General features: G+C 54.5%; 21 protein-coding genes. 15 read left to right on the top strand and 6 right to left on the bottom strand.

What is annotated here, in order from left to right; all coding sequences use genetic code 11:
* The first annotated feature begins 8 nt into the window (after positions 1-8).
* The 8 genes from JT718_RS01750 to JT718_RS01720 are packed head-to-tail and all read left to right on the top strand — an operon-like array spanning position 9 to position 7,677.
* Entirely contained in the window at positions 9-1,334 is a 1,326-nt protein-coding gene (locus JT718_RS01750; protein WP_205499946.1) for an inositol-3-phosphate synthase, read from the top strand.
* A gap of 7 nt (positions 1,335-1,341) precedes the next feature.
* Positions 1,342-1,800, top strand: coding sequence for a phosphatidylglycerophosphatase A family protein (locus JT718_RS01745; protein WP_205499945.1), 459 nt, complete (start codon positions 1,342-1,344; stop codon positions 1,798-1,800).
* Entirely contained in the window at positions 1,801-2,172 is a 372-nt protein-coding gene (locus JT718_RS01740; RefSeq protein ID WP_205499944.1) for a GtrA family protein, read from the top strand.
* 40 nt (positions 2,173-2,212) lie between these two features.
* Positions 2,213-4,765, top strand: coding sequence for a DUF5686 and carboxypeptidase-like regulatory domain-containing protein (locus tag JT718_RS01735; RefSeq protein ID WP_240336858.1), 2,553 nt, complete (start codon positions 2,213-2,215; stop codon positions 4,763-4,765).
* A 14-nt stretch (positions 4,766-4,779) separates the two neighbouring features.
* Positions 4,780-5,526, top strand: coding sequence for a CDP-alcohol phosphatidyltransferase family protein (locus tag JT718_RS20435; RefSeq protein WP_240336857.1), 747 nt, complete (start codon positions 4,780-4,782; stop codon positions 5,524-5,526).
* A 1-nt stretch (position 5,527) separates the two neighbouring features.
* Positions 5,528-6,091 carry a DUF4833 domain-containing protein gene (locus JT718_RS20430; protein ID WP_240336856.1) on the top strand — a complete coding sequence of 188 codons (564 nt, stop codon included), beginning with the start codon at positions 5,528-5,530 and terminating at the stop codon, positions 6,089-6,091.
* 13 nt (positions 6,092-6,104) lie between these two features.
* Positions 6,105-6,725: a sterol desaturase family protein gene (locus JT718_RS01725; protein WP_205499942.1), complete on the top strand. Its 621-nt coding sequence runs from the start codon at positions 6,105-6,107 to the stop codon at positions 6,723-6,725.
* Position 6,726: 1 nt separating this feature from the next.
* Positions 6,727-7,677 (top strand): phosphatase PAP2 family protein, encoded by a 951-nt coding sequence (locus tag JT718_RS01720; RefSeq protein ID WP_205499941.1) that lies wholly within the window; start codon positions 6,727-6,729, stop codon positions 7,675-7,677.
* 513 nt (positions 7,678-8,190) lie between these two features.
* On the opposite strand, the gene mgrA is transcribed toward JT718_RS01720, so the two are convergent.
* Entirely contained in the window at positions 8,191-9,186 is a 996-nt protein-coding gene (gene mgrA / locus JT718_RS01715) for an L-glyceraldehyde 3-phosphate reductase (RefSeq protein WP_205499940.1), read from the bottom strand.
* A gap of 242 nt (positions 9,187-9,428) precedes the next feature.
* Between mgrA and JT718_RS01710 the strand changes: the two genes are divergently transcribed.
* The gene (locus JT718_RS01710; protein WP_205499939.1) at positions 9,429-11,387 is read left to right on the top strand and encodes a PAS domain-containing sensor histidine kinase; all 1,959 of its coding nucleotides are present in this window, start codon (positions 9,429-9,431) and stop codon (positions 11,385-11,387) included.
* 182 nt (positions 11,388-11,569) lie between these two features.
* Here JT718_RS01710 and JT718_RS01705 read toward each other — a convergent pair whose 3' ends face one another.
* Complete coding sequence (locus JT718_RS01705; protein WP_205499938.1) at positions 11,570-11,881, bottom strand: antibiotic biosynthesis monooxygenase family protein; 312 nt, start codon at positions 11,879-11,881, stop codon at positions 11,570-11,572.
* A 100-nt stretch (positions 11,882-11,981) separates the two neighbouring features.
* Positions 11,982-12,836 carry a dienelactone hydrolase family protein gene (locus tag JT718_RS01700; RefSeq protein WP_205499937.1) on the bottom strand — a complete coding sequence of 285 codons (855 nt, stop codon included), beginning with the start codon at positions 12,834-12,836 and terminating at the stop codon, positions 11,982-11,984.
* A 766-nt stretch (positions 12,837-13,602) separates the two neighbouring features.
* On the opposite strand from JT718_RS01700, the gene JT718_RS01695 reads away from it, so the two are divergent.
* The 3 genes from JT718_RS01695 (at position 13,603) to JT718_RS01685 (ending at position 16,633) form a co-directional block, all read left to right on the top strand.
* Complete coding sequence (locus JT718_RS01695) at positions 13,603-14,979, top strand: APC family permease (RefSeq protein WP_205499936.1); 1,377 nt, start codon at positions 13,603-13,605, stop codon at positions 14,977-14,979.
* A 73-nt stretch (positions 14,980-15,052) separates the two neighbouring features.
* Positions 15,053-16,036, top strand: a complete 984-nt coding sequence (locus JT718_RS01690; RefSeq protein WP_205499935.1) for an aldo/keto reductase — start codon at positions 15,053-15,055, stop codon at positions 16,034-16,036.
* Positions 16,037-16,078: 42 nt separating this feature from the next.
* Positions 16,079-16,633, top strand: a complete 555-nt coding sequence (locus tag JT718_RS01685; RefSeq protein ID WP_205499934.1) for a hypothetical protein — start codon at positions 16,079-16,081, stop codon at positions 16,631-16,633.
* 550 nt (positions 16,634-17,183) lie between these two features.
* Here the strand turns inward: JT718_RS01685 and JT718_RS01680 are convergent.
* Entirely contained in the window at positions 17,184-18,134 is a 951-nt protein-coding gene (locus tag JT718_RS01680; protein ID WP_205499933.1) for an NADP-dependent oxidoreductase, read from the bottom strand.
* Between the two features lie 283 nt (positions 18,135-18,417).
* Here JT718_RS01680 and JT718_RS01675 point away from each other — a divergent pair, with 283 nt between their 5' ends.
* The 3 genes from JT718_RS01675 to JT718_RS01665 all read left to right on the top strand — a co-directional run bounded on the left by JT718_RS01675 (position 18,418) and on the right by JT718_RS01665 (position 22,171).
* Entirely contained in the window at positions 18,418-19,890 is a 1,473-nt protein-coding gene (locus tag JT718_RS01675) for an aminoacyl-histidine dipeptidase (RefSeq protein ID WP_205499932.1), read from the top strand.
* Between the two features lie 825 nt (positions 19,891-20,715).
* Positions 20,716-21,795, top strand: coding sequence for a J domain-containing protein (locus JT718_RS01670; protein ID WP_205499931.1), 1,080 nt, complete (start codon positions 20,716-20,718; stop codon positions 21,793-21,795).
* Between the two features lie 160 nt (positions 21,796-21,955).
* Complete coding sequence (locus tag JT718_RS01665; RefSeq protein ID WP_205499930.1) at positions 21,956-22,171, top strand: CsbD family protein; 216 nt, start codon at positions 21,956-21,958, stop codon at positions 22,169-22,171.
* A gap of 425 nt (positions 22,172-22,596) precedes the next feature.
* On the opposite strand, the gene JT718_RS01660 is transcribed toward JT718_RS01665, so the two are convergent.
* Positions 22,597-22,914, bottom strand: a complete 318-nt coding sequence (locus JT718_RS01660) for a hypothetical protein (RefSeq protein ID WP_205499929.1) — start codon at positions 22,912-22,914, stop codon at positions 22,597-22,599.
* Between the two features lie 738 nt (positions 22,915-23,652).
* Complete coding sequence (gene arsC, locus JT718_RS01655; RefSeq protein ID WP_205499928.1) at positions 23,653-23,994, bottom strand: arsenate reductase (glutaredoxin); 342 nt, start codon at positions 23,992-23,994, stop codon at positions 23,653-23,655.
* Positions 23,995-24,507 lie beyond the last annotated feature (513 nt).

The raw sequence follows: 24,507 nt of genomic DNA, 5'->3' as shown, positions 1-24,507 counted from the left end.
TAAGTAAAATGGATCACCAAGTAAAAGACGCGAACGGACGTTTAGGAATTCTGATGCCAGGTTTGGGAGCGGTGGCTACCACCCTCATTGCCGGAGTGGAAGCTATCAAAAAAGGCTTTTCACAACCGGTAGGTTCCCTTACCCAAATGGGCCGCATCCGGTTAGGCAAACGTACCGATGACCGTTTCCCCCTCATCAAAGATTTCGTGCCGTTGGCAGACCTGAACAATATCGTATTCGGCGGCTGGGACGTGTACTCAGACAACGTGTTTGAAGCGGCGGTGAACGCCAAGGTGCTGGAGCCCATGCTGCTGCACTCCATCAAACCCGAGCTGGAAGCCCTGGTTCCTATGAAAGCGGTGTTTGACAAAGCCTACGCCCGCAACCTGGACGGTACCCACGTGAAAGAGGGCGCCAACAAGATGGAGCTGGCCGAAATGCTGATGGACGATATCCTGAACTTCAGAGAAGCGAATGACTGCGACCGCCTGGTGATGGTATGGTGCGGCTCCACCGAGATCTACATCGAAGAATCTGATGTACACAGATCTGTGGCTGCTTTTGAGGAAGGCCTGCTCAACAACGACCCGGCCATCGCCCCGAGCATGATCTACGCCTATGCGGCCATCAAGTCCGGGGTGCCGTTCGCCAACGGCGCGCCGAACCTGACCGTGGACATCCCGGCCCTGGTAGAACTGGCCAGAGAGAACGGCATCGCCATCTCCGGCAAGGACTTCAAAACCGGCCAGACGCTGATGAAAACCATCCTGGCTCCTGGTTTGCACGCCCGCGCCTTGGGGGTGAGAGGCTGGTTCTCTTCTAACATCCTGGGGAACCGCGACGGCTACGTGCTGGACCATCCGGATAACTTCAAGACGAAGGAAGTGTCCAAGCTGAGCGTGCTGGACGAGATCTTCCGTCCGGAGTCAAATCCTGAGTTGTATGGTGAGATGTACCATAAGGTGCGCATCAACTACTACCCGCCGCACGGCGACAACAAGGAGAGCTGGGACAACATCGATATCTTCGGGTGGCTGGGTTACCAAATGCAGATCAAGATCAACTTCCTGTGCCGCGACTCCATCTTGGCGGCTCCGCTGGTGCTTGACCTTGCCCTGTTCACCGACCTGGCGCAGCGTGCCGGCATGAGCGGCATCCAGGAGTGGCTGTCTTTCTACTACAAGTCGCCGCAGACCGCCGAGGGCCTGGCACCGGAGCACGACATCTTCAAGCAATTGATGAAGCTGCAGAACACCCTGCGCCACATGATGGGCGAAGACCTGATCACGCACCTGGGCCTGGATTACTACCAGGATTTAGTGGAAGCTCTGTAAGTATACTATGATTCAACTACACAAACTCATTTCCACCAGCTTAGGCATAGGCTATGTGGGCAAAGGCGGGGGCACGGTTGCGGCTGTGGCAACCTGTATTGCCTGGTATCTGTGGCAGGGCGGTGGGAATGAGCTTGTCTTCTGGCAAGCGGGCGTCACGTTCCTGATCACGGCACTGGGCGTCTGGTCTGCCACGGAAGTGGAACCCTACTGGGGCAAAGACGACAAAAAAGTAGTGATAGATGAAGTGGCGGGCATGTGCATCAGTCTCCTGTTCGTTCCGGTTCAGCTTCACTACGTGGCGGCGGCGCTGGTCTTGTTCCGTTTTTTTGATATTGTGAAACCCTTTTACATAAGAAGAACAGAGAAGTTAGCCGGTGGTTGGGGTGTGATGCTGGACGATGTGCTTTCCGGAGTTTACGCTAACGTGATCTTACATCTTTGCCTGTACTTCGACCTTTTCTAAATGCTCACCTTCCTGAAGTCCCAAGCGGCCTCCCTTATAGCCTCGGGAGTCGATTTCTTGGTGACGATCCTCACCGTGGAACTAGTAGGGCTCTGGTATGTAGGCGCTTCAGTTCTGGGTACTATTGCCGGCGGAGTCACGCACTTCACCCTCAGCAGAACCTGGGTCTTCCATGCTACTCATAAACATTTACCTACCCAAGCAACCAAGTATTTTATTGTATGGAACGGAAGTCTGTTGCTCAACGCCACGGGGGTGTTTGCTTTTACGCACTACCTGGGTCTGAACTACATCTTTTCTAAGGTTTTCGTGTCCCTGCTGGTAGGTTTCTTCTACAATTACATTCAACAAAAGAGATATGTATTCAAGTAAGAATGTATATGTCAACCCTTTACATATACTTATTTGCTGCTTGGCCTTTCTAGCCTTTGGAGCAAACTTCAACCCAACTCAGGCCCAGAGTACCGCAACGGTGGTGAAGGGCACCATTAAAGATGCAGTGACCAAGGAGCCGCTCATTGGAGTGTCCATCTTTATTCCGGGCACCAGTGTGGGCACCACTACAGATATAGAGGGAAATTACTCCCTCAAAACCAACCAATCTGAAAGCAAGGTTCAGTTTACGTACGTGGGCTATAAGTCCAAGACGCTTACCATTACGCCTGGCCAGACCCAGGTCCTGAACGTGCAGCTGGAGAGTGACGCCAAGCGGCTGAAAGAAGTGGTGATCAAAGGCCGAAGCCGCAATTACAGCAACAAGAACAACCCGGCGGTAGACCTCATCAGGCTGGTGGTGGACAACAAAAACAAAAACCGCCTGGAGAGCTATGATTATGTGCAGTACCAGCAGTATGATAAACTGCAACTGGCCTTGAGCAACAGCCCCGAGAAGCTGCGCAACAACATCCTGTTCAAGAAATATGACTTCGTTCTGAAGAACATAGATACCACCAAAGTGGCCGGAACGGCGGTATTGCCCCTGTACATGCAGGAATCTATTTCCCGGCAGTTTTACAGAAAAGACCCCGAAAAGAAGAAGACCATTGTAGAGGCCGAGAAGAAAGTGGACTTTGGTGAGTTTGTGGTGATCAATTCCTACGTGAAGCACATGTACCAGGACATTGACATCTACAAAAACAACATCACCATTCTCACCAACCAGTTCCTGAGCCCCATCGCCGATCTGGCGCCTACCTTCTACCGCTTCTACGTCACCGATACCGTGGTGGTAGACGGCCAGAAACTAACCGAGCTTTCTTTCAGCCCCAAAAACGAGACCGATTTCCTGTTCACCGGCAAGTTGTACGTAACCATGGATGGCAATTACGCCGTGCAGAAAGTAGACATGGAAGTGGGCAAGAAAGTGAACATCAATTGGGTGCGTGACCTGCACATCAACCTTGATTTTGACCGACTGCCCAACGGACGCTATAACCTGAGCAAAAGCGTACTGAAGTCTGAGTTTGCCGTGACCCAGAACAGCAAAGGCGGCGTGTACGGCGAGCGGACCGTTTCTTTAAAAGACTTCCGCATCAATGAACCCAAACCAGACGGGTTCTACGAAGGCGAAGCCACCGCCAAGTTACCTTTAGCTGAGAAGCAGGAAGAAGACTTTTGGGCCGCCAATCGGCATGACAGCTTATCCCTGTCAGAGGCCAACACCTACCAGAGCATTGACAGCCTTAGAAACAACCGTTCCTTTAAACGGACGCTGGACTTTGCCACCATGTTCATTGCGGGTTACAAACAGGCAGGTCCTTACTTTGAGATCGGCCCCGTGAACACGTTTTACAGCTTTAACCCGGTAGAGGGCTTCAGGCTACGGGCGGGCGGCAGAACCACTACTACCTTCAGCAAGCGGGTGATGCTGGAAACCTACGCCGCCTACGGGTTCAAAGACGAAAAGTGGAAGTATTTTCTGGGAGGCACCTACTCGCTGTCTAACCGTTCCATCTTTGAGTTTCCGGTGCGTGCTTTGCGCGTGAGTTACCAAAAAGACACCAAAATCCCGGGGCAGGACCTGCAGTTTGTGCAGGAAGACAATTTCCTGCTTTCCTTTAAACGCGGTACCAATGACAAATGGCTCTACAACGAAACCTACAACATTGACTACCTGCACGAGTTCAGAAACCGCTTCTCGTTCAGGGTAGGTTTCCGGAACTGGGAACAGACGCCGGCCGGTAGCCTGGTGTACCGCAAAGCCATTGATCCTTCCTCGCCGGAGGGAACTCCGAACGATGGCACGGCCGGTTTGGTGGAGAACCTTACCACCTCAGAGTTCCGGCTGGAACTGCGCTGGGCACCCCACGAGGAATACGTACAGGGCAAACTGTATCGCTTCCCCATCGTGAACCGCTACCCGGTATTCACTTTGCGGGCCGCGGCCGGAGTCAAAGGCCTCTTCAACGGAGACTATGATTACCAGAACGTGACCCTGAACATTGCCAAGCGGTTTTATATGTCTCAGTTTGGGTACTCAGACGTGGTGGCCGAGGGCGGCTATATCTTCGGGCAGGTTCCGTTTCCGCTGCTGGCCATTCACCGGGCCAACCAGACGTATTCTTACCAGATTCAGTCTTATAACCTGATGAACTTTCTGGAGTTTGTGAGCGACCAGTACGCCAGCATTAACATAGACCACTGCTTCAACGGCTTTATCTTCAACAAACTGCCCTTGATCAGGAAAACCAAGCTGCGCGAGTTTGCCACCCTCAAAGTGCTGTACGGCAAAATAAGAGAAGAAAACGACCCTAAAAACAACCCAGACCTGTTGGCTTTCCCGGCGTACGCCACTGGTTTGCCTACTACCTACTCCCTGGAGAAAAAGCCTTACGTGGAAGCCAGCCTGGGCGTGGGCAATCTGTTCAAATTCTTCAGGGTAGACGTGGTGAAACGCCTGTCTTACCTGGACCACCCAGATGTCTCTGAAATTGGCATCAGAGGCAGGTTTAAATTTGATTTCTAAGCATTCAAAGAAGCATGGAGAGCACTCTGCGCAAAAGCACCCTCAGAGATACCTTACAGAAAGGCATCTACAAGATTATCAATCCGTTTGTTAAGTTTATCATCTCGTTGGGTTTTACGCCCAACACGGTTACCATCACCGGTTTTCTGCTGAACATTGGCGTAGCGGTGATCTTTATCCTGGGCGGCGAAAAGGGCAACCGCGGCGACCTGGACTACGTGGGCTGGGCCGGTTTCTTGATTCTGTTCGCGGGTTTGTTTGACATGCTGGACGGGCAGGTGGCCCGCATAGGCAAGATGAGTTCTTCCTACGGGGCTTTGTTTGACTCGGTGGTGGATAGATATTCTGAACTGATTATGTTCCTGGGCATCTGCTACTACCTCATTGCGCATCATTATTTCCTGAGCTCGCTCCTGGCGTTCATTGCCATGATCGGGTCCATGATGGTGAGTTACACCCGGGCCCGGGCCGAGGGGTTAGGCGTAGAATGCAAAGGCGGCCTGATGCAGCGCCCCGAGCGGGTGGTGCTCATCGGGCTCTCCTCCATCCTCTGCGGCCTGTTGGCCTCCTGGATTGGCGGCGAGTATAAAGTAGTGATTCCGGGTACCCGTATTCTGGTGTTTGAGACCATGACGGTGTTCACGTTCCCGCTGGCGGTATTGGCAGTCCTGACCAATATCACGGCTGTCAACCGTTTGCTGGACGCGAAAAAGGCTTTAGAGGAAAGAGAATTTATTGAAGAAGCAGACTGTTTAGTGTAAGATGAAAAGGATTCTCTTTTATTGCTTGGCTGTGGTGTTGTTGGTGGGCGGGAGCGTTTTACCGGCGTTTTCCCAGGAAACGCTTAAAACCAACAAGGGCCAGGAACTGCCCACACCCAAAGGCATTTCCAACATGCTGTTCTACGTGCAGCGCGACCCTAACACCAACACCGTGGTGTACGAGTGGAACCTGAACAGCAAAGGCGTCCCCAACGAGGATGAACCCGTAAAGATTTACTGGATCAGATACGCCGATGGCGGGAAAAAGCAGGACCTGAACTTCATCCAGCGGAAGTTTGCCTACGGCCTCAACGTAAGGAAGATCAATGCCGAAAAGTACGAACTGAAGTTTGTGAGTTACGGCAAGCGCGCGTTTTACCTGCAGAAAGGCCCCGATGGCAAGTTCCATGTGTACACTACCATCAACCAGAAACAGGCCGTGGTAGACCGTATCTTTGTACGCATTGAGGGTGGTTCCTTCTGGGTTCCCAACGTGGTCTACGCTGAGTTCAAAGGGCGGGAAACCGCCACCGGAAAAGAAACTGTAGAACGGTTCAAACCATAACGAGTTTAGTTGTATGAAAAAGAACTATGTCTCTAATTCCACTGAATCAACCAGAATGTTCAAGGCCGACTGGATGGAGGCGCTCTCAAAGGTGCATTTCACGGTGCCGCTGTACATCTACATTCCGGTAATTGGTTTCCTCATATATGATGCCCTTTTCCGGCAGCACCTTCCCCTGCTTTCCTTTGTGGGGTACTACGCGCTGGGGCTGGTGGTCTGGACCTTGTCTGAGTACCTGCTGCACCGGTTTGTGTTCCATTTCGTGCCCAAGGCGCCCTGGGCGCTGCGGCTACACTTCATCTTCCACGGTGTGCACCATGACTACCCCAACGACGCCAAACGCTTGGTGATGCCGCCCTCGGCCAGCATTCCCATGGCTACCATTCTGTACTTCTTTTTCCGGCTGTTCCTCAGCGGAGGTCCGCTCCACGCCTTCTTCGCCGCTTTCCTGACCGGGTACCTGGTGTACGACATCTCGCACTATGCCCTGCACCATTTCAACTTTAAAAACGAGTTCTGGAAAAAGCTGAAGAAACACCACATGCTGCACCATTACTCAGATTCCAGCAAAGGCTACGGCGTAAGTTCCGCGCTGTGGGATAAGGTTTTTGACTCTGATTTCATCAAAAAATAACATGCGTACTACTACCACAGTAGCGAACAAAGAAGAAAAAAGCGTTTCTCTTAAAGCAACCCTCTGGATCACCGGCATCTCGCTGGGATATCTGCTGCTCTCTTATCTATTGATCGGGTTTAAGGTAGACCAATTGCTGTTGGTGGGCCTTTTCACCTCGCTGTATTACCTGTCGCCCACTACCCGCAAGTTTGCGCTGGGCTTCACCATTTTTGGGGTCTTCTGGATTCTGTATGACTACATGAAAGCCTTCCCTAACTACTGGTTCAACCCAGTACACATCCAGGACCTGTATGAAGCCGAGAAAGCCCTCTTCGGGATCACCTACGGAGGAGCGCGGTTAACCCCGAATGAATTCTGGCTCCAGCACCACAACACCGTGCTGGATGTCCTATCAGGTATCTTTTACCTGTGCTGGGTACCGGTACCCATGGGCTTTGCCGCCTACCTTTTTTTCCGGGACAGAACCCAGTTCACCTACTTTTCGCTTACGTTCCTGCTGGTGAATCTGCTGGGCTTCGTGGCATATTACCTCTATCCCGCCGCCCCGCCGTGGTACGTACAGTTACACGGGTTTGAGTTTATCCCCAAGACCCCAGGCAACATGGCAGGTTTGGCCCATTTTGATGCCTTCTTCCAGATAGACCTGTTCCGGGGCATGTACGCCAAAGGCTCCAACGTCTTCGCCGCCATGCCTTCGCTCCATTCGGCCTATCCCCTTATTGTGGTGTACTACGGCGTGAAGAACCGCCTGAAAGTGGCCCGGGAAGTATTCGGAATTATTGCGGTGGGCATCTGGTTTGCGGCCGTGTACACCTCCCACCACTACATCCTGGATGTACTGCTCGGGATTCTTTTCGCCTTCGCGAGTATTGTACTCTTCAATTACCTGATGGCCCGACGAGGACCCACTTACCGGGTGGTGCAGCAGTTTATCAACGCCATTGAGTAGCTGCCACGGCAATAGAGTAACTGTATTTCAATCGGCCACAAAAAAAGGCACCTGCGTTTAGGGGCTGTTTTCAAAGAAACAGCCCCTAAACGCAGGTGCCTTTTTTTGTGGAGCTGCCCTCGCTCGCCTCCGGCGAGTGTGCGCTATGGGGCGGCCTCTGGCCGCGTGGCGGGCATTCCCGAGATTCTGTGAGGCACGGAAGTAAATCCGCGCCATAGGTAGCTATTGTAATGACATAGTCAAGCATAGCGGCGGGACGCCGCCCCATTTCTCACACTCGCCGGAGGCGAGCGAGGGAATGTAGGTACTTGGCTCAATTTAGATGAGGTGACTGCAACAACAGGTATTCCTAACCAGCAGGGCCTTCCCCACCCATGGAGAAGGCCCTGCTGGTTTAAGCCCCTTTTCAGGAAAACAGCCCTAAAAGGCAACCCAGACAAACAGTCTAGAACCAGGATTGAGGCGGTCAGCCCGGAGGCAGATCAAATACCAACGGCAAGCCTGCCTCATCCATCAGGCACCCTGCAGGATGGTTTCAATCTGGGCTAGTTCATCCTCAGAAAATTGGGTGTGGTGCAGGCACTGCAGGGAATCTGTGAGTTGGGCGGGGGTGCTGGCGCCAATCAACACCGAGGTCACGCGCGGGTCTTTCAGGAGCCAGGCCAGCGCCATCTGCGCCAGGGATTGGCCCCGTTCCTGGGCCAGGGCATCCAATTGCCTCATCTGCTCCACCCTGCTCGGGGTAATTTCTTCTTCCTTCAGGAAACCGTGCGGCTTGGCGGCCCTTGACTCGGCCGGAATGCCCTTGAGGTACTTGTTGGTCAGCAGCCCCTGGGCCAGCGGCGAAAACGGAATGCAGCCTACGCCCTCCCGCTCCAGCAGGTCCAGCAGGCTTTCCTCCACCCAGCGCACCAACATAGAGTACTTGGGCTGGTGGATAAGACAGGGCGTGCCCAGTTCCCGCAGGATCTGGATGGCACGGGTGGCCTCCGGGGTTTCATAATTGGAGATGCCCACGTACAGGGCCTTGCCCTGGCGCACAATAGCATCCAGGGCACCCATGGTTTCTTCCAGCGGGGTGTTGGGGTCGGGGCGGTGGCTGTAGAAGATGTCCACGTAGTCCAGCTTCATGCGCCGCAGGCTCTGGTCCAGGCTGGAGATAAGGTACTTGCGTGACCCCCACTCGCCGTACGGCCCTTCCCACATCTTGTACCCGGCCTTGGAGGAAATGATCAGCTCATCGCGGTAGCCCCGGAAATCCTCGTGCAGGATCTTCCCAAAGTTCTCCTCGGCCGAGCCGGGCGGCGGCCCGTAGTTGTTGGCCAGGTCAAAGTGGGTGACGCCCGCGTCAAAGGCTTGTCGCAGGATCTGGCGCGAGTTCTCCAGCACGTCTACGTGCCCGAAGTTGTGCCACAGGCCCAAAGACAGGGCCGGCAACTTAAGGCCACTGTTGCCGCAGCGCCGGTACTCCATAGAGGCGTACCGCTGGTGAGAGGGGGTATAAGGCATGGGATTGTTCCATTAGTGAAAGCGGTAAAATACGCCATATTCGCGCTTCTGCCAAACCTCCAGAAAAGGCGCAACCTTTGGTAACCGCTTACGTATGGTAAAGGTTTTTGTGATGTTAAGGGAAGAAAGGCAGAAGAAGCGCCGCGCAGGTCCCGGTTTTCTTCTTGTAAACAAAGAAATTTGCCCCTTTCTTAGACACAGACCAGCACCTAAGAAGCATTCATTGGCTTTCAGCAGAGATCATGGATACAGAAACTTTAGAGATAATTGAAGACCAGCCCGCTCCCCAACCACAGCCGGAAGACCGCTACCGTCTCCTGATTGAGAACGTTACCGATTACGCCATTTTCCTGCTGGACCCCACTGGCCACGTGGCCACCTGGAACGCCGGGGCCAGGCGCCTGAAGCAGTATGAGCCGCAGGAGATCATTGGCAAACACTTCTCTAACTTCTACACCTCTGAGGCCAAGGACACCGGGTACCCCGAGTACGAGCTGCGCGAAGCCATGAAGCTGGGCCGGTTTGAGGACGAGGGCTGGCGCGTGCGCAAAGACGGCTCAGTGTTCTGGGCCAACGTGATCATCACGCCCGTGTACAACTCCCAGCGCGAGCACATTGGCTTCTCCAAGATTACCCGCGACCTCTCTGAGCGCAAGAAAGCCGAAGACGACCTGTTCAAGGCCTACGAGGAGCTCAAGGAAAGCGAGGAACGCTTCCGGCTGCTGGTGGAGGGCGTAACCGATTACGCCATCTTTATGCTGGACCCCGCCGGCAACGTGGCCACCTGGAACGCCGGGGCCAAAAACATAAAGGGATACAACGCCGGGGAGATCATTGGCAAATACTTCTCTAAATTCTACAGCCGGGAGGCCATCCAGAGTGGGTTTCCGGAGTACGAGCTCCGCAAGGCCCGGGAAGACGGGCGCTTTGAGGACGAAGGCTGGCGCTACCGCAAAGACGGCTCGGCGTTCTGGGCCAACGTGGTCATCACGGCCATCTACAACTCCAAACAGGAGCTCATTGGCTTCTCCAAGATCACCCGTGACCTTACCGAGAAGAAAAGGCTGGAGCAGCAGCTTTTCCAGATCCATGAAGACCTGAAGGAGAGCGAGGAAAAAAGCCGCCTGCTCATAGACAGCGTGAAAGACTACGCCATTCTCATGCTCAACCCAGAGGGCTACATCACCAGCTGGAACACCGGCGCCGAGCGCATCAAAGGCTACAGCCAGAAGGAAATCCTGGGCAAGCACTTCTCCATCTTCTACCCGCGGGAGGCCATTGAGAAAGGCTTTCCGCAGTATGAGCTGGTCACCGCCCTTAAAAACGGCCGCTTTGAAGACGAAGGCTGGCGCATTAGGAAAGACGGAACCGCTTTCTGGGCCAACGTGGCCATTTCGCCGGTGTATAACTCAGAGCACCGCCTGCTGGGGTATGCCAAGGTAACCCGCGACCTCACCGAGCGCCGCCGCAACGAGGAGCTCACCCAGAAAAACCAGGAGCTGGTGCGCATCAACAATGATCTGGACAATTTTGTCTACACGGCCTCGCACGACCTGAAATCGCCCATCACCAACCTGGAGGGCCTGCTCACCGCCCTGAAGGAAGACCTGGGCCCCGACTGCGGCAAGCACCAGGACCTGCTGGGCATGATGGAGGGCTCCATTACGTCGCTGCGCAAAGTGATCTCTGACCTGTCTGATGTCACCAAACTGCAGCAGGAACGGGAAACCCCTGAGGTGGTGGACCTGAAGGAAATGGTGGACGAGGTGAAAACCATTCTTTCTGAAGAACTGAGCACCAGCGGCGCCCGGGTAGTAACCGGCGCCATGGCCTTTGATACCTTTCGCTACTCCCGCAAAAACCTGCGCAGCGTGGTGTTCAACCTCATCTCCAACGCCGTGAAGTACGCCGACCCGCAGCGTAGCCCAGAGGTCATTATCCAGTCCAGCTTCTCTGGGGCCGGGGAGTACGTGATCACCGTCACTGACAATGGTCTGGGCATTCCGCAGCACCAGCTGGGCAAGATTTTCTCAATGTACAAGCGGGTGCACGATCACGTGGAGGGGTCGGGCATAGGCCTGTACCTGGTCAAGAAAATCCTGGAAAACACCGGCGACCGGATTGAGGTGGACAGCGAGGTGGGCAAGGGCTCTACCTTTAGGGTGTATTTCTCCCCTAAGGGCAACGGCAACAAAATGTAACCGCCCTTTTTTGCCCACTCCGGTCACCCGGCAAGCAGACACCATCTTTTGCCCTGCCTTCCTGAAGGGAATATCAGGCAGGATTCGCTCCCCAGATCATTTCAGGAGGGCAGGGCAAGAGGCAGAATGGAACAAATATCTACTAAGGAGCCCTCAATGGGCTCTTTTTTTGGGCCTATTTTTTACAAAACACCCTCAAAATAGGTAAGCCGCTTGGTGAGTTTGGGGCGCACTTCTTCCTTGTTCTGGCGCTGGTCTTTGTGGCCCTGCACGTGGTCTTCGCGCGAGATCCAGGCTTTGAAATCTTCTTTGCTTTCCCACTTAGACACCAGCACGTACTCTACTGTGTGCGCGTGCGCGCGTTTCCAGATGTCAAAGGAAATCAAGCCAGCGGCCCCGTGACTTTCCTCCAGGTCGTGCCGGCACTTTTGGGCCAGGTATGCTTCGTGTTCAAGGTCGGTCTCAAAGCTGGCGTTTACAATGTAGGTGCTCATGGTTAGGTAAGATTAGCTTTACCCTTGAAACGTAGCTACCCTTGCGGATATTCCCCTGGCAGGGGCCCTTGCCGCTATCCTGGAGGGTACCCGGGTTGGTTTAGCTGAGTTTGCGTTTGAACAGCTCCAGCGTCCGGTCCCAGGCCAGTTGGGCAGCGGCCTCGTTGTAGCGGGCCGGCGAGGTATTGTTGTTGAAGGCGTGGTTGGCTCCCTCGTACACGTACAGCTGGTACTTCACGTTAGCGGCTTTGAGGGCCTGCTCAAACGCCGGGATGCCCGCGTTCACCCGTTCGTCCAGGCCGCCGTAATGCAGCAGCATCTCGGCTTTGATCTTCGGCACATCAGCGGCCTCGGGTTGGCGGCCGTAGTAGGCCACGGCGGCGTCCAGCTCCGGCGAGTGCACCGCCAATTGGCCCACCAGGGCCCCACCCCAGCAAAAGCCCACCGCCCCGGTTTTGCCGTTGCCGTTCTTATGTTTCTGCAGGTACTCCAGTCCTTTCAGGAAATTGGTGAGGTTCTGCTGGGCGTCCAGTTTAGAGAACATTGCACGGGCCTCGTCCTCATTGGCGGGCGTTCCTCCGTGTGGCGAGAGCGCATCGGGCGCCAGAGCCAGATAGCCCGCCTGCGCCACCCGCATGGCCACATCCCGGATGTGCGGGTTCAAGCCCCGGTTCTCATGAATCACCAGCACGCCACCCAGTTTCTTCCCGTTTTTAGGCTGCGCCAGAAACCCCTTCATGGTTACGCCCGCCGCCCCGGCGTAAGAAATGTCCTCGGTCTGGAGGTTTTTGTCGTCTACCGTGGCCGCCTGCGCGTAATTGTTCTCCAACAGGGGCAGCAGCGACATGGCCAGGGTAAGGCTACCCGTGAGTTTGGCCAGTCGGGCGATGAATTCCTTGCGGGTGAGCGGAGCGTGGGTGTACTCGTCAAAGAGGTTGATGATGCGCTGGTCCATGTCCGGGTTGGTGATTAGTTGTTAGTTGGTAGTGTTTCGTTTTTAGAGGGAAGAAGTTAACTATTTTTTATTGTTTTAAGGCTACTTTCCTGAAAAGACCCCAGAAACATACCTTTGAGTACTGGCGCGAACGCTCCAGACTCGGGCCTCCCGGCGCTGGGTAGTCTCTGACTACTCTCGCTGCCCCGCAGCGACAGAACGCAACTGAGTCATCAACAGCTGTTATTCCTCCTTCTTTGCCCAGAAAGTTACTTCCGGGCCTAACTGATTTCGGCAAGTCCCGGGAGTACTTTCCGCGATATGGGCTATCCTTCAACTTCAATACAGTTCCTCAAAAGACCTCGTAGTGTCCGGAGGACCTGCGAGCGTCTATGCCAAGGCTTTTCCTCCCCGCTGAACAGGAGCCCGACTTGCCCAAGCCATGGACCAGCCGGTGGTTCCCGGCGAGTCTGGAGCGTTCGCATGATCCTGCGGCACGAGACTGGAGCGTTCGCGCCAGTGGTAGACTATGCCTGAAATAAAATGCGATTTCGCCTAGAAGCTTTAACACATCGCCAGTTATAAACTGGCGGTCAAGATTAGCCACAAGTTACGCTAGCGCTACACTTGCGGCAGGTTTTGGCAGGGTGTTTTGGGGCTATTTCCCGGAAATCAGCTTAAAAACTCTGGGTGCTTTACTGGCAGAAACCAGCCGATTGGTGCGTTTGGCCCGTACAATACGCATCTTTAGCGCACGAAACTCCTTTTATTTGACTTAAACCATTACATGTCTGCCCCTCATTTAGAACGCCGCCTCGGCCTGGCCCAAGCCACTGCCATCAATATGATTGACATGGTGGGCATCGGCCCGTTCATTACCTTGCCCATGGTCATTGGCATGATGAACGGACCTTATTTTCTGTATGCCTGGATGGCGGGCGCGGTGCTTTCCATTGTGGATGCCATGATCTGGAGCGAGCTGGGCGCGGCCTTCCCGAGGGCGGGCGGCAGCTACAACTTCCTGAAAGAAGCCTACGGCGGGAAAGGCATGGGCCGGTTCATGAGCTTCCTGTTTGTGTGGCAAACCATGATTCAGGCCCCGCTGGTGATTGCCTCGGCGGCCATTGGGTTTGCCTCTTATTTCTCGTATTTAGTGCCACTTACAGACATCACCTCAAAACTGGTGAGCGGCGGGGTGGTCATTCTGATTGTGGTGCTGCTCTACCGAAAGATTGAATCCATCGGAAAAATCAGTGTGTTGCTGTGGGTGGGCGTGCTGCTCACCATGGGCTGGATCATTGGCGGCGGACTGGCGAACGGAAATTTCCTGCAACCGCTACGCGACATGAACGAGGGGCTCACGGTTAACTACGGTTTTGTCGCGGCCATTGGGTTTGCCAGTGTAAAAACGGTGTACAGCTACCTGGGCTATTACAACATCTGCCATTTAGGGGCCGAAATCAAGAATCCGGTCCAAAACATCCCGCGCAGCATGTTTTATTCCATTGCGGGCATCGCGGCGCTGTACCTGCTCATGAACATCAGCGTAGTGAGCGTGGTGCCCTGGCAGGAAGCAAAGGAAAGCGAGTTTGTGGTGAGTCTGTTCATCCAGCGGCTGGCCGGCAACACGGCGGCAACGGTGGTCACGGTGCTCATTCTGTGGGTGGCCTTCGCCTCGGTGTTCTCCGCCACGCTGGGCTACACGCGTATTCCGTACGCTGCCGCCGCCGATGGGGCTTTCTTCAAGGTCTTCGCGCGCTTGCACCCCACCAAGCATTTTCCGCACGTGTCGTTGCTGTTTTTGGGTGCGGTGGCCTTTGTGTTCAGCATGTTGTTCAGGCTGAGCGATGTCATCAGCGCCATTCTGGCCATGCGCATTCTCATTCAGTTCATGGGGCAGGCGGTGGGCTTGTTGCTGCTTCGCAAGAACCGACCAAAAGAAGATTTCCCGTATAAAATGCCGCTGTTCCCGCTGCCGGTGATTGTGGCTTTGTTCATGTGGGCGGCCATTCTGCTGTCTACGGGCACTACCATGGTGATCTCGGGCTTGGTGGTGATCTCGCTGGGCACGGTGGTGTATTTCATCAAAGCGAAACTGAACCAGGAGTGGCCTTTCAGAACCAATGCTGCGGCGGAAAAACTGGAGGAACATCGGTCTTCTTAGAGCGCTTTTTGCGTCCGGTTTCTCGCCGGGGGCGTACATTCTATTTTCCACGTTCAGCTAAAACTCAATTGATATGACCTATAGAGAACTGGGCAACACCGGAGTAAATGTATCGGCCATTGGCTTGGGCTGCATGGGCATGAGCCAGGCCTACGGCACCCGCGACGATGCCGAATCTATCGCCACCTTGCACCGGGCACTGGAGCTGGGCATCAACTTCTGGGACACCGCCGATGTCTACGGCCCGCACCACAACGAGGAACTGATCTCGCAGGTGCTGGTGCCTAATCGTGACAAGATTTTCATCGCCACCAAGTTCGGTTTCAAACCCACCGAAGATGGCGGCATGGCCTTTGACGGTTCCCCGGCCTACATGCGCACCGCCGTGGAAGGCAGCCTCCGGCGCCTCAAAGTAGACGTGATTGACCTGTACTACGCCCACCGCGTGGACCCCAACGTACCCGTGGAGGAAATGGTAGGTGCCATGGCCCAACTGGTGCAGGAAGGCAAAGTACGGTTCCTGGGCTTGTCCGAGGCCTCGCCGGCCTCCATCCGGAAAGCGCACGCCGTGCACCCCGTCACCGCTGTGCAGTCGGAGTACTCGCTGCTCACCCGCGATGCCGAGAAAGAAGTCATTCCGCTGTGCCAGGAACTGGATATTGCGTTTGTGCCGTTCAGTCCCTTGGTGCGCGGCCTGGTGACCAACACCGTGAGCCTGGAAACCCTCCCAGATAACGACATGCGCAAGTCCCTGCCCCGCTTCAAGAACGAAGACAACTGGGACAACAACCAGAAGCTGGCGCAAGCCTTCGCGGAGTTTGCAGCAAACAAAAATTGCACGCCCGCGCAGTTAGCCCTGGCCTGGGTGCTGGCCCAAAGCGAGAACCTCATCCCCATTCCGGGCACCAAACGCCGCAAATACCTGGAGGAAAATGCCGCCGCCGTAGACATTCAGCTCACCATAGAAGACATTCAGGCGCTGGAAGATCTGCTCAAGCAATATCCGCACGTGGGCGAACGCTACAATCCGGAGCAATACAAAATGGTGAACCATTGATTTTTCACCCGAAACCATCTTTCAGCTGTTTTGAGGGCAATTATGATGAATGAAGAGCAAAGACGCCAGAGCCGCATCACCTACCTGAGAAGGCAGCAGGATAGAAGGCATTACCTGAATGACTTTCTGCTCTCCATTTCAAGAATCGCCGAAAGGCCCATTCTGGCCACCGCGGTGCTGTCGCTGGAAGAGACCCACGCCTTGGCGCACAAGCTTTACTTCAGAGACTCGCAAAACCCGGTGTATAGCGTCACGTTCCCGTTTTCGCAGGCCGAAAAGCTCCGGAAGATCATCTCCAGTCTGAAGCCGGAAGTCACTGATCCCAAGACCTATTTCGCAACCGGCCGGTTCTATAAATCTTTCTTCCTGCAGCTTGACAGCGCTTTCGCCCTGGAAAACTTTGAGGAAATCATTGAACTGGACACCAACACCTTTTACCTCTACCATAAAGACCTCACCAACGGCCTGATGCTGGACAGCAACGAAGAAAACTGGACCGAAAGAGGAAAAACGCAATACATCTGGACCTACGGACTACGGGTGTGGGGCAAGGATTGGGTAGAAAAGATCCATAAAGCCTACCATAAACATGCCTGAGCCAACCCGGCCCCTTTCCTGCCGGGTATACCTCTTTAGAACAGCAAGCCTCCGCCAAAACGTAGCGGAGGCTTGCTGTTTTGGGGCTGTTTCGCCAAAAAGAGCCGCAATTCGCCCTTTGGCGGGAGAGGATGTCTGGTGGCCTTGATGCCATTTTTTGCTTCACCGGTCCCTCGCTCGCCTCTGGCGGATGTGTCGCTCCCCTGCCGATGTTGGCTCACTGGAACAGCATTCCTGGATCTGCCATGAACTGGGCCTGGCGGCCGGAGGCCACCCAATAGCTTACACTCGCCAGAGGCGAGCGAAGGAAGTAGGTGTTGGAGGCTTGCTGATTCTTGGCTGTTTTGGGGAAAACTGGCTAAAAACAGCGCCAGGGAAGTTCACCCTGGGAATTGCGCCGTTGGTTGCCCCGTCAAAAGCATTACGGGTGTTTCTGTCGATTTCTGTTTAGCAGAACGAATAAAAAGGGCAGAGGCAAGGCACTGCCTTGTCCCTGCCCTTCCGTTGAACTGCATCTGGCAACATGCTGAAGCCGGGTAACGTGATGCTCCTAGGGCACAACCACAATCTTGCCTTTGGTGTGGTGGGTGGCAATCTGGTTCAGGGCTTCGGCGGCTTGGTCCAGGCGGTAGGTTTCGCTTACGTGGACTTTGAGTTTGCCGGCTTCGGCCTGTTCGCGCAGGATCTCCAGCTCGGCGGCGTTGGGTTCCACAAACACGTAGTGAAAATGGAGGCCTTTGTCCAAGTCTTCGCCCCGGTTCAGGATGGAAACCAGCGTGCCGTTGGGCTTCAGGGCTTTGAGGCTTTGTTGCAGGGTTTCGCCGCTGGCGGCATCAAAGATGAGGTCCACGCCCTCGGGGAAAATCTCTTGCACGGCCTGGCCCACATCAGTGCCGTTGTAATCAATGGTATGGTCGGCGCCCAGTTCTTGCATGAAAGCGTGGTTGCGCTGGCTGGCTACGCCGATGACCGTGGCGCCCGCGTTTTTAGCCAGCTGGATGCCCAGGGTCCCGATTCCGCCGGAGGCGCCCAGGATCAGCACGCTTTGGCCCGGCTGCAGATTGCCGGCATCAAACATAGACTGGTACGCGGTGAGCCCCACCAGCGGAATACCGGCGGCTTCCTCAAAGCTCAGGTTCCTGGGTTTGTGGGCCAGGTAACTTTCGGGGAGCACGATGTACTCGGCAAAGGTGCCGTGCTGCACCACGGGCCGGCGGGCGTAGGCGTACACTTCATCGCCCACCCGGAAGCGACGGGCACTGAAGCCGCGGTCTTCCACCACACCCGCCATGTCCCAGCCCAGAATGGCGGGGAAATGCACGGGCAGGAAACTGCTCAGCCATCCCGCCAGCACGGCGTTGTCTACAGGGTTCACGGCGGCGGCTTTCACGCGCACCAGCACCTCGCCCTCCTTCAGTTCCGGTATGTCCAGTTCTCCTACTTTGATTTTGTCTGTGCCTCCAAATTCCTCGTAGAAGGCCGCTTTCATTCGTTTTGCCATGGTTTTATGCATTTAACTCCCAATACTATTGCGCTCTGTTGTACTCCTTTTGGCCGAACTTGTTTTCAGGTCTGGGGGCGCGGACTTCAAGGGGACGCCGCTGGCCGGGAGGGGTTTTGGACTTGTTTTCCGGAAAAAGGGCCCAAAACCCGGGGCAGTTTTCCTGCCCTCGGCAGCCCGGTAGTCCGTTCTGTTTAGTACCTTTACCTGAGGACCCCTATTTCCAACCCGTCGGGGAGCGGAGGCTCGGCCCTGCCCTCCCCGACATTTGCACTGATGTAGTATGAGCACCCCTATAGAATCTTTAGAACCCAAAGCCTTGTGGCAGCACTTCGCGGCCCTGAACGCGGTACCCCGTCCGTCTAAGAAAGAAGAGCGCGTGATCAAGTTTATCCAGGACTTCGGGAACAGCCAGGGTTTTGAGACCCTCACCGATGAGGTGGGCAACGTTCTCATCCGCAAGCCGGCCTCACCGGGCATGGAAGACCGGCAAACCGTAGTCCTGCAAAGCCACCTGGACATGGTGCACCAGAAAAATGCCGATACCGAGTTTGACTTCAACAGCCAGGGCATAGACATGTACGTAGACGGCGACTGGGTGCGGGCCAAAGGCACCACCCTGGGCGCCGACAACGGCATTGGCGTGGCCACCATGATGGCCCTGCTCACCTCCCAAGACATTGCGCACCCGCCGCTAGAGTGTTTGTTCACCATTGACGAGGAAACCGGCATGACCGGGGCCATGGGCCTGAAAGGCGGCCTGCTCACCGGCTCTATCCTGCTCAACCTGGACACCGAGGATGACCGTGAGCTTACCATTGGCTGCGCGGGCGGCGTAGACGTGACCGCCACGGGCGTGTACAATGAAGAAAAGATTCCGTTTGACTTTGCCGCGTATCGCCTCAGCATCACCGGCCTTACCGGCGGCCACTCGGGCATGGACATTCACCTGGGGCGCGGCAACGCCAACAAGCTCATGAACCGCGTGCTGTACCAGGCGGCGGCCAAGTTCAACGCCCGGGTGTACAGCATAGACGGCGGCAGCCTGCGCAACGCCATTCCGCGCGAGTCGTTTGCAGAGGTGGCTGTGCCAGAGGCCAAAGCCGAGACTTTTGAGCTGTTTCTGGAAAAACAGGCCGAGATCCTGCAGGCGGAATACGCCCTCACGGACCCTAACCTGCAACTGCAGGGTGAGCCCATGGACCTGCCGTCGGCGGCTATCTCGTATGATTTCCAGAACCAGCTGCTGCGGGCGCTCTACGCCTGCCCCAACGGCATTTACCGCATGAGTCCGGCCATTGCGGGCCTGGTGCAGACCTCTAACAATCTGGCGCGCGTGCTGGTGAAAGACGGGGCCTACACCATCCAGTGCCTCACCCGCTCGTCGGTAGACACCGAAAAGTTTGACCTGGCCCACGCCATCCAGAGCACCTTTGAACTGGTGGGCGCCACCGTAACCCAGAAAGGCGCCTACCCCGGCTGGACCCCTAACCCCGAGGCCACCATCATCAAGACCATGACTACCCTGTACCAGGAACTGTTCCAGGAGGCCCCGCACGTGAACGCCTGCCACGCCGGCCTGGAGTGCGGCATCCTGGGCACGAACTACCCCCACATGGAAATGATCTCCTTTGGCCCCAACATCACCGGCGCCCACTCCCCCGACGAGAAAGTTCAGATCAGCTCGGTTCAGAAGTACTGGAAGTTCCTGCTGGAAACCCTGAAGCACATTCCGGTGGCCGCCCCAGCGTCCTAAGTCACCCCAGAAAGCCCGCCGTACCGCTCTATTCAAAAGAGCCTGTACGGTGGGCTTTCTGGTGGGTAGGGTTATGATTTGACAGTGCCTCCACCTTCATTTACTTGTACTACCATCCCTCGCTCGCCTCCGGCGAGCGTGAGGTATCCTGCGGCTTCTGGCCGCGTTGCGATCATTTCCGAGGTTCTGTAAGGCACGGAAGTAAATCCGCGCCATAGTTAGTCATTGTAATGATATTGTAACGACTAGCGGCGAGACGCCGCCCCATTTCTCACACTCGCCGGAGGCGAGCGAGCGAAATGCTGAAGATGTACCTGAAACGTGTCAAGGCTTATGGTTCACGGCAGTTACAAACTGCCTAAATGGTAGGTCCAAGTCACAGACTTGCCCCTTGAGGAATGTGAACCCACCCCTGCCCCTCCCAGGAGGGGAATCCGCCTTGCTGGGGAAGCAGTCACTGCTTCTGTCTCTTTCCCCTATTCCAGTCTTTCGGCTGAGCGCCTAGCGCTCGACCCGGTGCCGCGCATGCGGCAGGCCTGAGGGCCAGGCGAGAGAGCACAGCGCGAGGGCGGAAGACGGGGCCCCGCGGCCGTGAGCGCACCAAGTTACCTATGGAAAGAACCGCTTATAAGTCAATAGACAAGCGGAAGCTACGCCAGCGATAACAAAGTAATCCATTAGCCCAAAGACAAACTGCGCTTCGCCAGCAACGAAGACCTAATAAGCAAGAAATATATTCAAAGGCAACTAGATACAACCAGGGCCATACCACGTATCCAAACCGTACACCAAAAACAGTAACCCAGAACACCATTCCACCACAGTATGTCTGACCAACCCCAGTCCCACGCAGAGAACCTTCCCCAGTTTAGCCCGCAGGCAAAAGCCACCCTTTCCCAGTTACAGCAGCAGTTTAACGCCAGCATCCAGACCATTGACCAACTCAAGGCCCGGATGGCAGAGAGGGCCAGGGTCACAGAGATAATTCGGGGGCGGGTGCAGCAGGAGATTCACCCCCTGGTGCAGCAAATGGTGGCTAGCCGGGTGGCGTTGGTGAAGCTACTGGATGATGCCTACCAGACCCAGGACTTTCCCAGGCTGGAACGGGAAAAGCTGGCCACCTTTCTCCGGGAACAGACCATGCACCTGATACACCACTACCAGACTGATGAACTGGGCGATATTCTGCAGCGGTACTCGCAACCGGCAGACCCACCCCACCAAGCGCCCGCCCAGGTCAAATCTGAAACCCAACACCTGCTCAAGCAAGTGCTGGGCTTAGACGTCAACCTGGAGGACCTTGCCGACATGGAGGCGTTTCAGGCCCGTTTAGACCAACAGATGCAGGAAGAGCAGGAACGGCGCGAGGCCCAGCGGGCCCATCGGCAGAAAACAAAGGCGCAGCAGGCCAAACAAGCCAAGGCGAAGGTGGAGATGGAGAGCATCAGCAAGGCCAGCCGACGCCTGTACACCACCCTGGCCAAACTCCTGCACCCCGACCGGGAAAGAGACCCCGCCGCCCGCCTCTGGAAGGAAGAAGCCATGAAACAGGTGACCCTGGCCTACCACCAGGATGACTTTTTTGAGTTGCTCCGGCTGCAGATGGAGTTTATGCACGAACAGGAGCAGGTACTTGCCCAGGTACCCGAGGAGCAACTGACTTACTACGTAAAGTTGCTGCAGGAGCAGATTCAGGAACTGGAAGACGAGCAGAGCAACTACTACATAGGTCCCGAGGCGCAGCTGTACCATGATTTTGGGGGTACGCCCAAACAGATAGAAGCCAAGTTCAGGAGCGCCAAGAAAGGGCTGCGCGAGGAGATCAAAGACCTGGAGGTGGCCCTGGGCACGTTTCAGGACCCGGCAGCGGTGCTTGAGTTTCTGAAAAGCCTGAAAAACCACTGAAATTGGGCATAGGTCGCCTTGCATAAGCAACTGCTTTTCAGTATCTTTCTTGTAAGCCGTTCCAGAGGGCGCCTGGCCGCTTTACCCACCGTTGCCCGGCCTCAACCTACCGTTTGTTTTCTGCGTATATAAGTACATAACTATCTATAAGTTTCTACATATGGTCACAAACGACGAATCATACCGCAACGAGGCAGAATATAGATCCAGAGGAAATTGGAACGAGATCAAGGGCAAGATGAAAATGGCCTACGGGGACTTAACCGATGACGACCTCGCCTATGATGAAGGGCAGGAAGATAAGTGGCTTGGCAGGCTTCAGCAGAAGCTTGGAAAAACCGAGCATGAGCTTAGAAATTGGTTAAGAACGCTGTAAGATTCCCGGTTCCAGTAAAATCCCCTGCTTGGCCTGTTCGGTAGAGCGGGGATTTCTGTTTTTACCTCTCATGGTTTCGCGCCTTTTGGCAAGCAGGCCCTGCATCCCGCACGCCCCACTCCTGCCGGGTAACACGCCTCTCCCCTGTTCACGTCCCACCCAGCTAACATCCTACAATTCTCTCCCTAAAGCGCGTATTTCGTATTTGCCTCTGGTTGTTCTGCCCAACGGCGGATTAAAGGGCTGGGTGATACACTTTCCCCGGCCTAACATCCTGCAACGTGCCAGAAGGCTTTAGTTAGGACTTGCTACCGGATTACCTTTCGCTGGGTCTGCTACGCCCTTTTACCCGTTGAGTCTTAGGCAAAAAAGAAGCCCGCTCAGGGTTGGCGGGCTTTGCTTTTGGGGAGTAGAATGGGAGCGGCTTACTTCAACACAGCTTCATGCTGGGGGCCTGAACTTAGTTTCACAAAAGTTTTGTAGGCTTCCTGCTGTTCTACGGAAAGTGCCTCCAGCAACGTAACTGCAAGCTTCTCATTCACCATTTTGGCATCTGTTGCAGAAGAGGTTAGCTCAGCCAGTCTTGCCAGTTCCAGTTTTCTGATCTTCAGGTACTCTGCTTCGTTCAGTCTAAGGGCGTTGGCAATTTGCCGCGACAGGTTGGTAGCAGGAGGTGTATTGTCAGCGAACGACACACCGGCGGAGGCAAAAGAAAGGGCGAGGGCTAACACAAATGTTTTCATAATGCAATGGTTTTCTTGTTTTTGTCTTGTTTACACAAAGTTGGTTTATTTAAACCTTAAGTGGTTGAATATTAGACAAACACCTGCTTTTACCAGCCAAACCTGTACAATACCTCGCCTTATTTATATTTAAAGCAGAAAACACCGCCTAAATCTCCTATCTTCCCACCCCGAACTTCCTTTCCCAACCAGGTAGTCATCGGTCGTCTATACCATCTAACTGACTCACCGAATGCCTTTTGGATTGGAACCGAATGGAAGTCTGGCTCTCAGTTATACGCCTAAAGATGAAAACCAGGGAAGTTTTCTTACTGCAGGCTGCAAGGAAGGACAAGGAAGTTCTGGACCAAGCCGTAAGGCTTAGCCTAAAACGGCACCGTACTTTCAGATCAGAAAGGTACTGCAGCAATCTCCCTTTGAGAAGGGGCTATAAAGTCGAAAACCAAAGCAGATATGAGTTCTTGTAGAAGCAGGAAGGCAAACGGCCAAAAGTGCTGCACGCTAAAAACGGCAGAAACCAACCACTACTCTCCTGTTACAAGAAAGCCGTAAATTCCTCCAAAGGCACTTGGGTGACCCTGAACAAGAGAAAAACAAGGAAAAGAGCGGGTTGACTCACAGGCCGCTTTGGTTCTTCCAATTGCCCTGAATGGACCTGCATTGAATGCCTGTGGTGCAGGCACACGCCACCCCACACAGCGGATATTTCGCGTTGTAAGTCTACCCGAAGTGAAAGTACTATAGAATGGAAAGCACGTTCTCCGGCGGACGGCCAATCACGGCCTTGTTGCCGTTAATGACAATGGGGCGCTCTATCAATACCGGGTTTTCCACCAACACCTGCAGCCACTCGTCGGGGGTAAGGTGCTGGCCGGCGTATACTTCTTTGTAAAGCTTCTCGCCTTTTCTGATAATGTCTTCGGGACCCAGTTTTAATTTGGCCAGCACCTCTGCCAATTCTTCTTTGGAGGGCGTTTGGGTAAGGTAAGACACAATCTGTATTTCCTGACCTTGTTCCTGTAAGAGTGCCAGCGCCTGACGGCTTTTGCTGCAGCGGTTGTTGTGGTAGATGGTTACCATAAATCAGCAGGGTTTAACTGGCACAAAAGACGCAACTACCGCCAATAATTCCTAAACCTCTTAAGCTTATCAGCTCATCACCCCTTCATGATGCGCTCTTTGGCCATTTGTTTCCATCCTTGCGGCCACTAGTCGGTTCTTCCTCCTAAGACCAAACTCCTGAATAGAATACCTATTGGGTAACGTGACAGCGGCAGAAATACTTAGAGGTTCCAAGCCTACCGCCAAAGCTAAACCAAAGTACCTCAACAGGTTAGTAAAAAGTAGGCAGCAATACTTGTATCCAAAACCTTTACCCTATTTAAATCCAAACCATTTTCCCTAAGAAATAAATACCCTGCATAATTGTCTTTTTACCTTTCATCCGCGCTTGGCAACTTTAGTAAGCTACTTCACCTTTCTATAAAATAGCCTATAAAAGAAAAGTTAATTAAAAATTTTCCTGCTATTCACTCATCTTTTTCACTATTCATGGAGTATAAAACTAAACAGAGAAAGAATAGAAAAACATAA

The sequence above is a fragment of the Rufibacter psychrotolerans genome (assembly GCF_016924645.1).
GTDB classification, from domain to species: Bacteria; Bacteroidota; Bacteroidia; order Cytophagales; family Hymenobacteraceae; genus Nibribacter; species Nibribacter psychrotolerans.
The sequence above is the reverse complement of the archived record's forward strand: the minus strand, read 5'-3'. Positions and strand labels throughout refer to the sequence as shown.

What these genes read in the sequence shown, in the direction of transcription:
- JT718_RS01750 (WP_205499946.1), top strand. Translation starts at nt 9, where the DNA reads ATGGATCACCAAGTAAAAGACGCGAACGGACGTTTAGGAATTCTGATG.
- JT718_RS01745 (WP_205499945.1), top strand. Translation starts at nt 1,342, where the DNA reads ATGATTCAACTACACAAACTCATTTCCACCAGCTTAGGCATAGGCTAT.
- JT718_RS01740 (WP_205499944.1), top strand. Translation starts at nt 1,801, where the DNA reads ATGCTCACCTTCCTGAAGTCCCAAGCGGCCTCCCTTATAGCCTCGGGA.
- JT718_RS20435 (WP_240336857.1), top strand. Translation starts at nt 4,780, where the DNA reads ATGGAGAGCACTCTGCGCAAAAGCACCCTCAGAGATACCTTACAGAAA.
- JT718_RS20430 (WP_240336856.1), top strand. Translation starts at nt 5,528, where the DNA reads ATGAAAAGGATTCTCTTTTATTGCTTGGCTGTGGTGTTGTTGGTGGGC.
- JT718_RS01725 (WP_205499942.1), top strand. Translation starts at nt 6,105, where the DNA reads ATGAAAAAGAACTATGTCTCTAATTCCACTGAATCAACCAGAATGTTC.
- JT718_RS01720 (WP_205499941.1), top strand. Translation starts at nt 6,727, where the DNA reads ATGCGTACTACTACCACAGTAGCGAACAAAGAAGAAAAAAGCGTTTCT.
- mgrA (WP_205499940.1), bottom strand. Translation starts at nt 9,186, where the DNA reads ATGCCTTATACCCCCTCTCACCAGCGGTACGCCTCTATGGAGTACCGG.
- JT718_RS01710 (WP_205499939.1), top strand. Translation starts at nt 9,429, where the DNA reads ATGGATACAGAAACTTTAGAGATAATTGAAGACCAGCCCGCTCCCCAA.
- JT718_RS01705 (WP_205499938.1), bottom strand. Translation starts at nt 11,881, where the DNA reads ATGAGCACCTACATTGTAAACGCCAGCTTTGAGACCGACCTTGAACAC.
- JT718_RS01700 (WP_205499937.1), bottom strand. Translation starts at nt 12,836, where the DNA reads ATGGACCAGCGCATCATCAACCTCTTTGACGAGTACACCCACGCTCCG.
- JT718_RS01695 (WP_205499936.1), top strand. Translation starts at nt 13,603, where the DNA reads ATGTCTGCCCCTCATTTAGAACGCCGCCTCGGCCTGGCCCAAGCCACT.
- JT718_RS01690 (WP_205499935.1), top strand. Translation starts at nt 15,053, where the DNA reads ATGACCTATAGAGAACTGGGCAACACCGGAGTAAATGTATCGGCCATT.
- JT718_RS01685 (WP_205499934.1), top strand. Translation starts at nt 16,079, where the DNA reads ATGATGAATGAAGAGCAAAGACGCCAGAGCCGCATCACCTACCTGAGA.
- JT718_RS01680 (WP_205499933.1), bottom strand. Translation starts at nt 18,134, where the DNA reads ATGGCAAAACGAATGAAAGCGGCCTTCTACGAGGAATTTGGAGGCACA.
- JT718_RS01675 (WP_205499932.1), top strand. Translation starts at nt 18,418, where the DNA reads ATGAGCACCCCTATAGAATCTTTAGAACCCAAAGCCTTGTGGCAGCAC.
- JT718_RS01670 (WP_205499931.1), top strand. Translation starts at nt 20,716, where the DNA reads ATGTCTGACCAACCCCAGTCCCACGCAGAGAACCTTCCCCAGTTTAGC.
- JT718_RS01665 (WP_205499930.1), top strand. Translation starts at nt 21,956, where the DNA reads ATGGTCACAAACGACGAATCATACCGCAACGAGGCAGAATATAGATCC.
- JT718_RS01660 (WP_205499929.1), bottom strand. Translation starts at nt 22,914, where the DNA reads ATGAAAACATTTGTGTTAGCCCTCGCCCTTTCTTTTGCCTCCGCCGGT.
- arsC (WP_205499928.1), bottom strand. Translation starts at nt 23,994, where the DNA reads ATGGTAACCATCTACCACAACAACCGCTGCAGCAAAAGCCGTCAGGCG.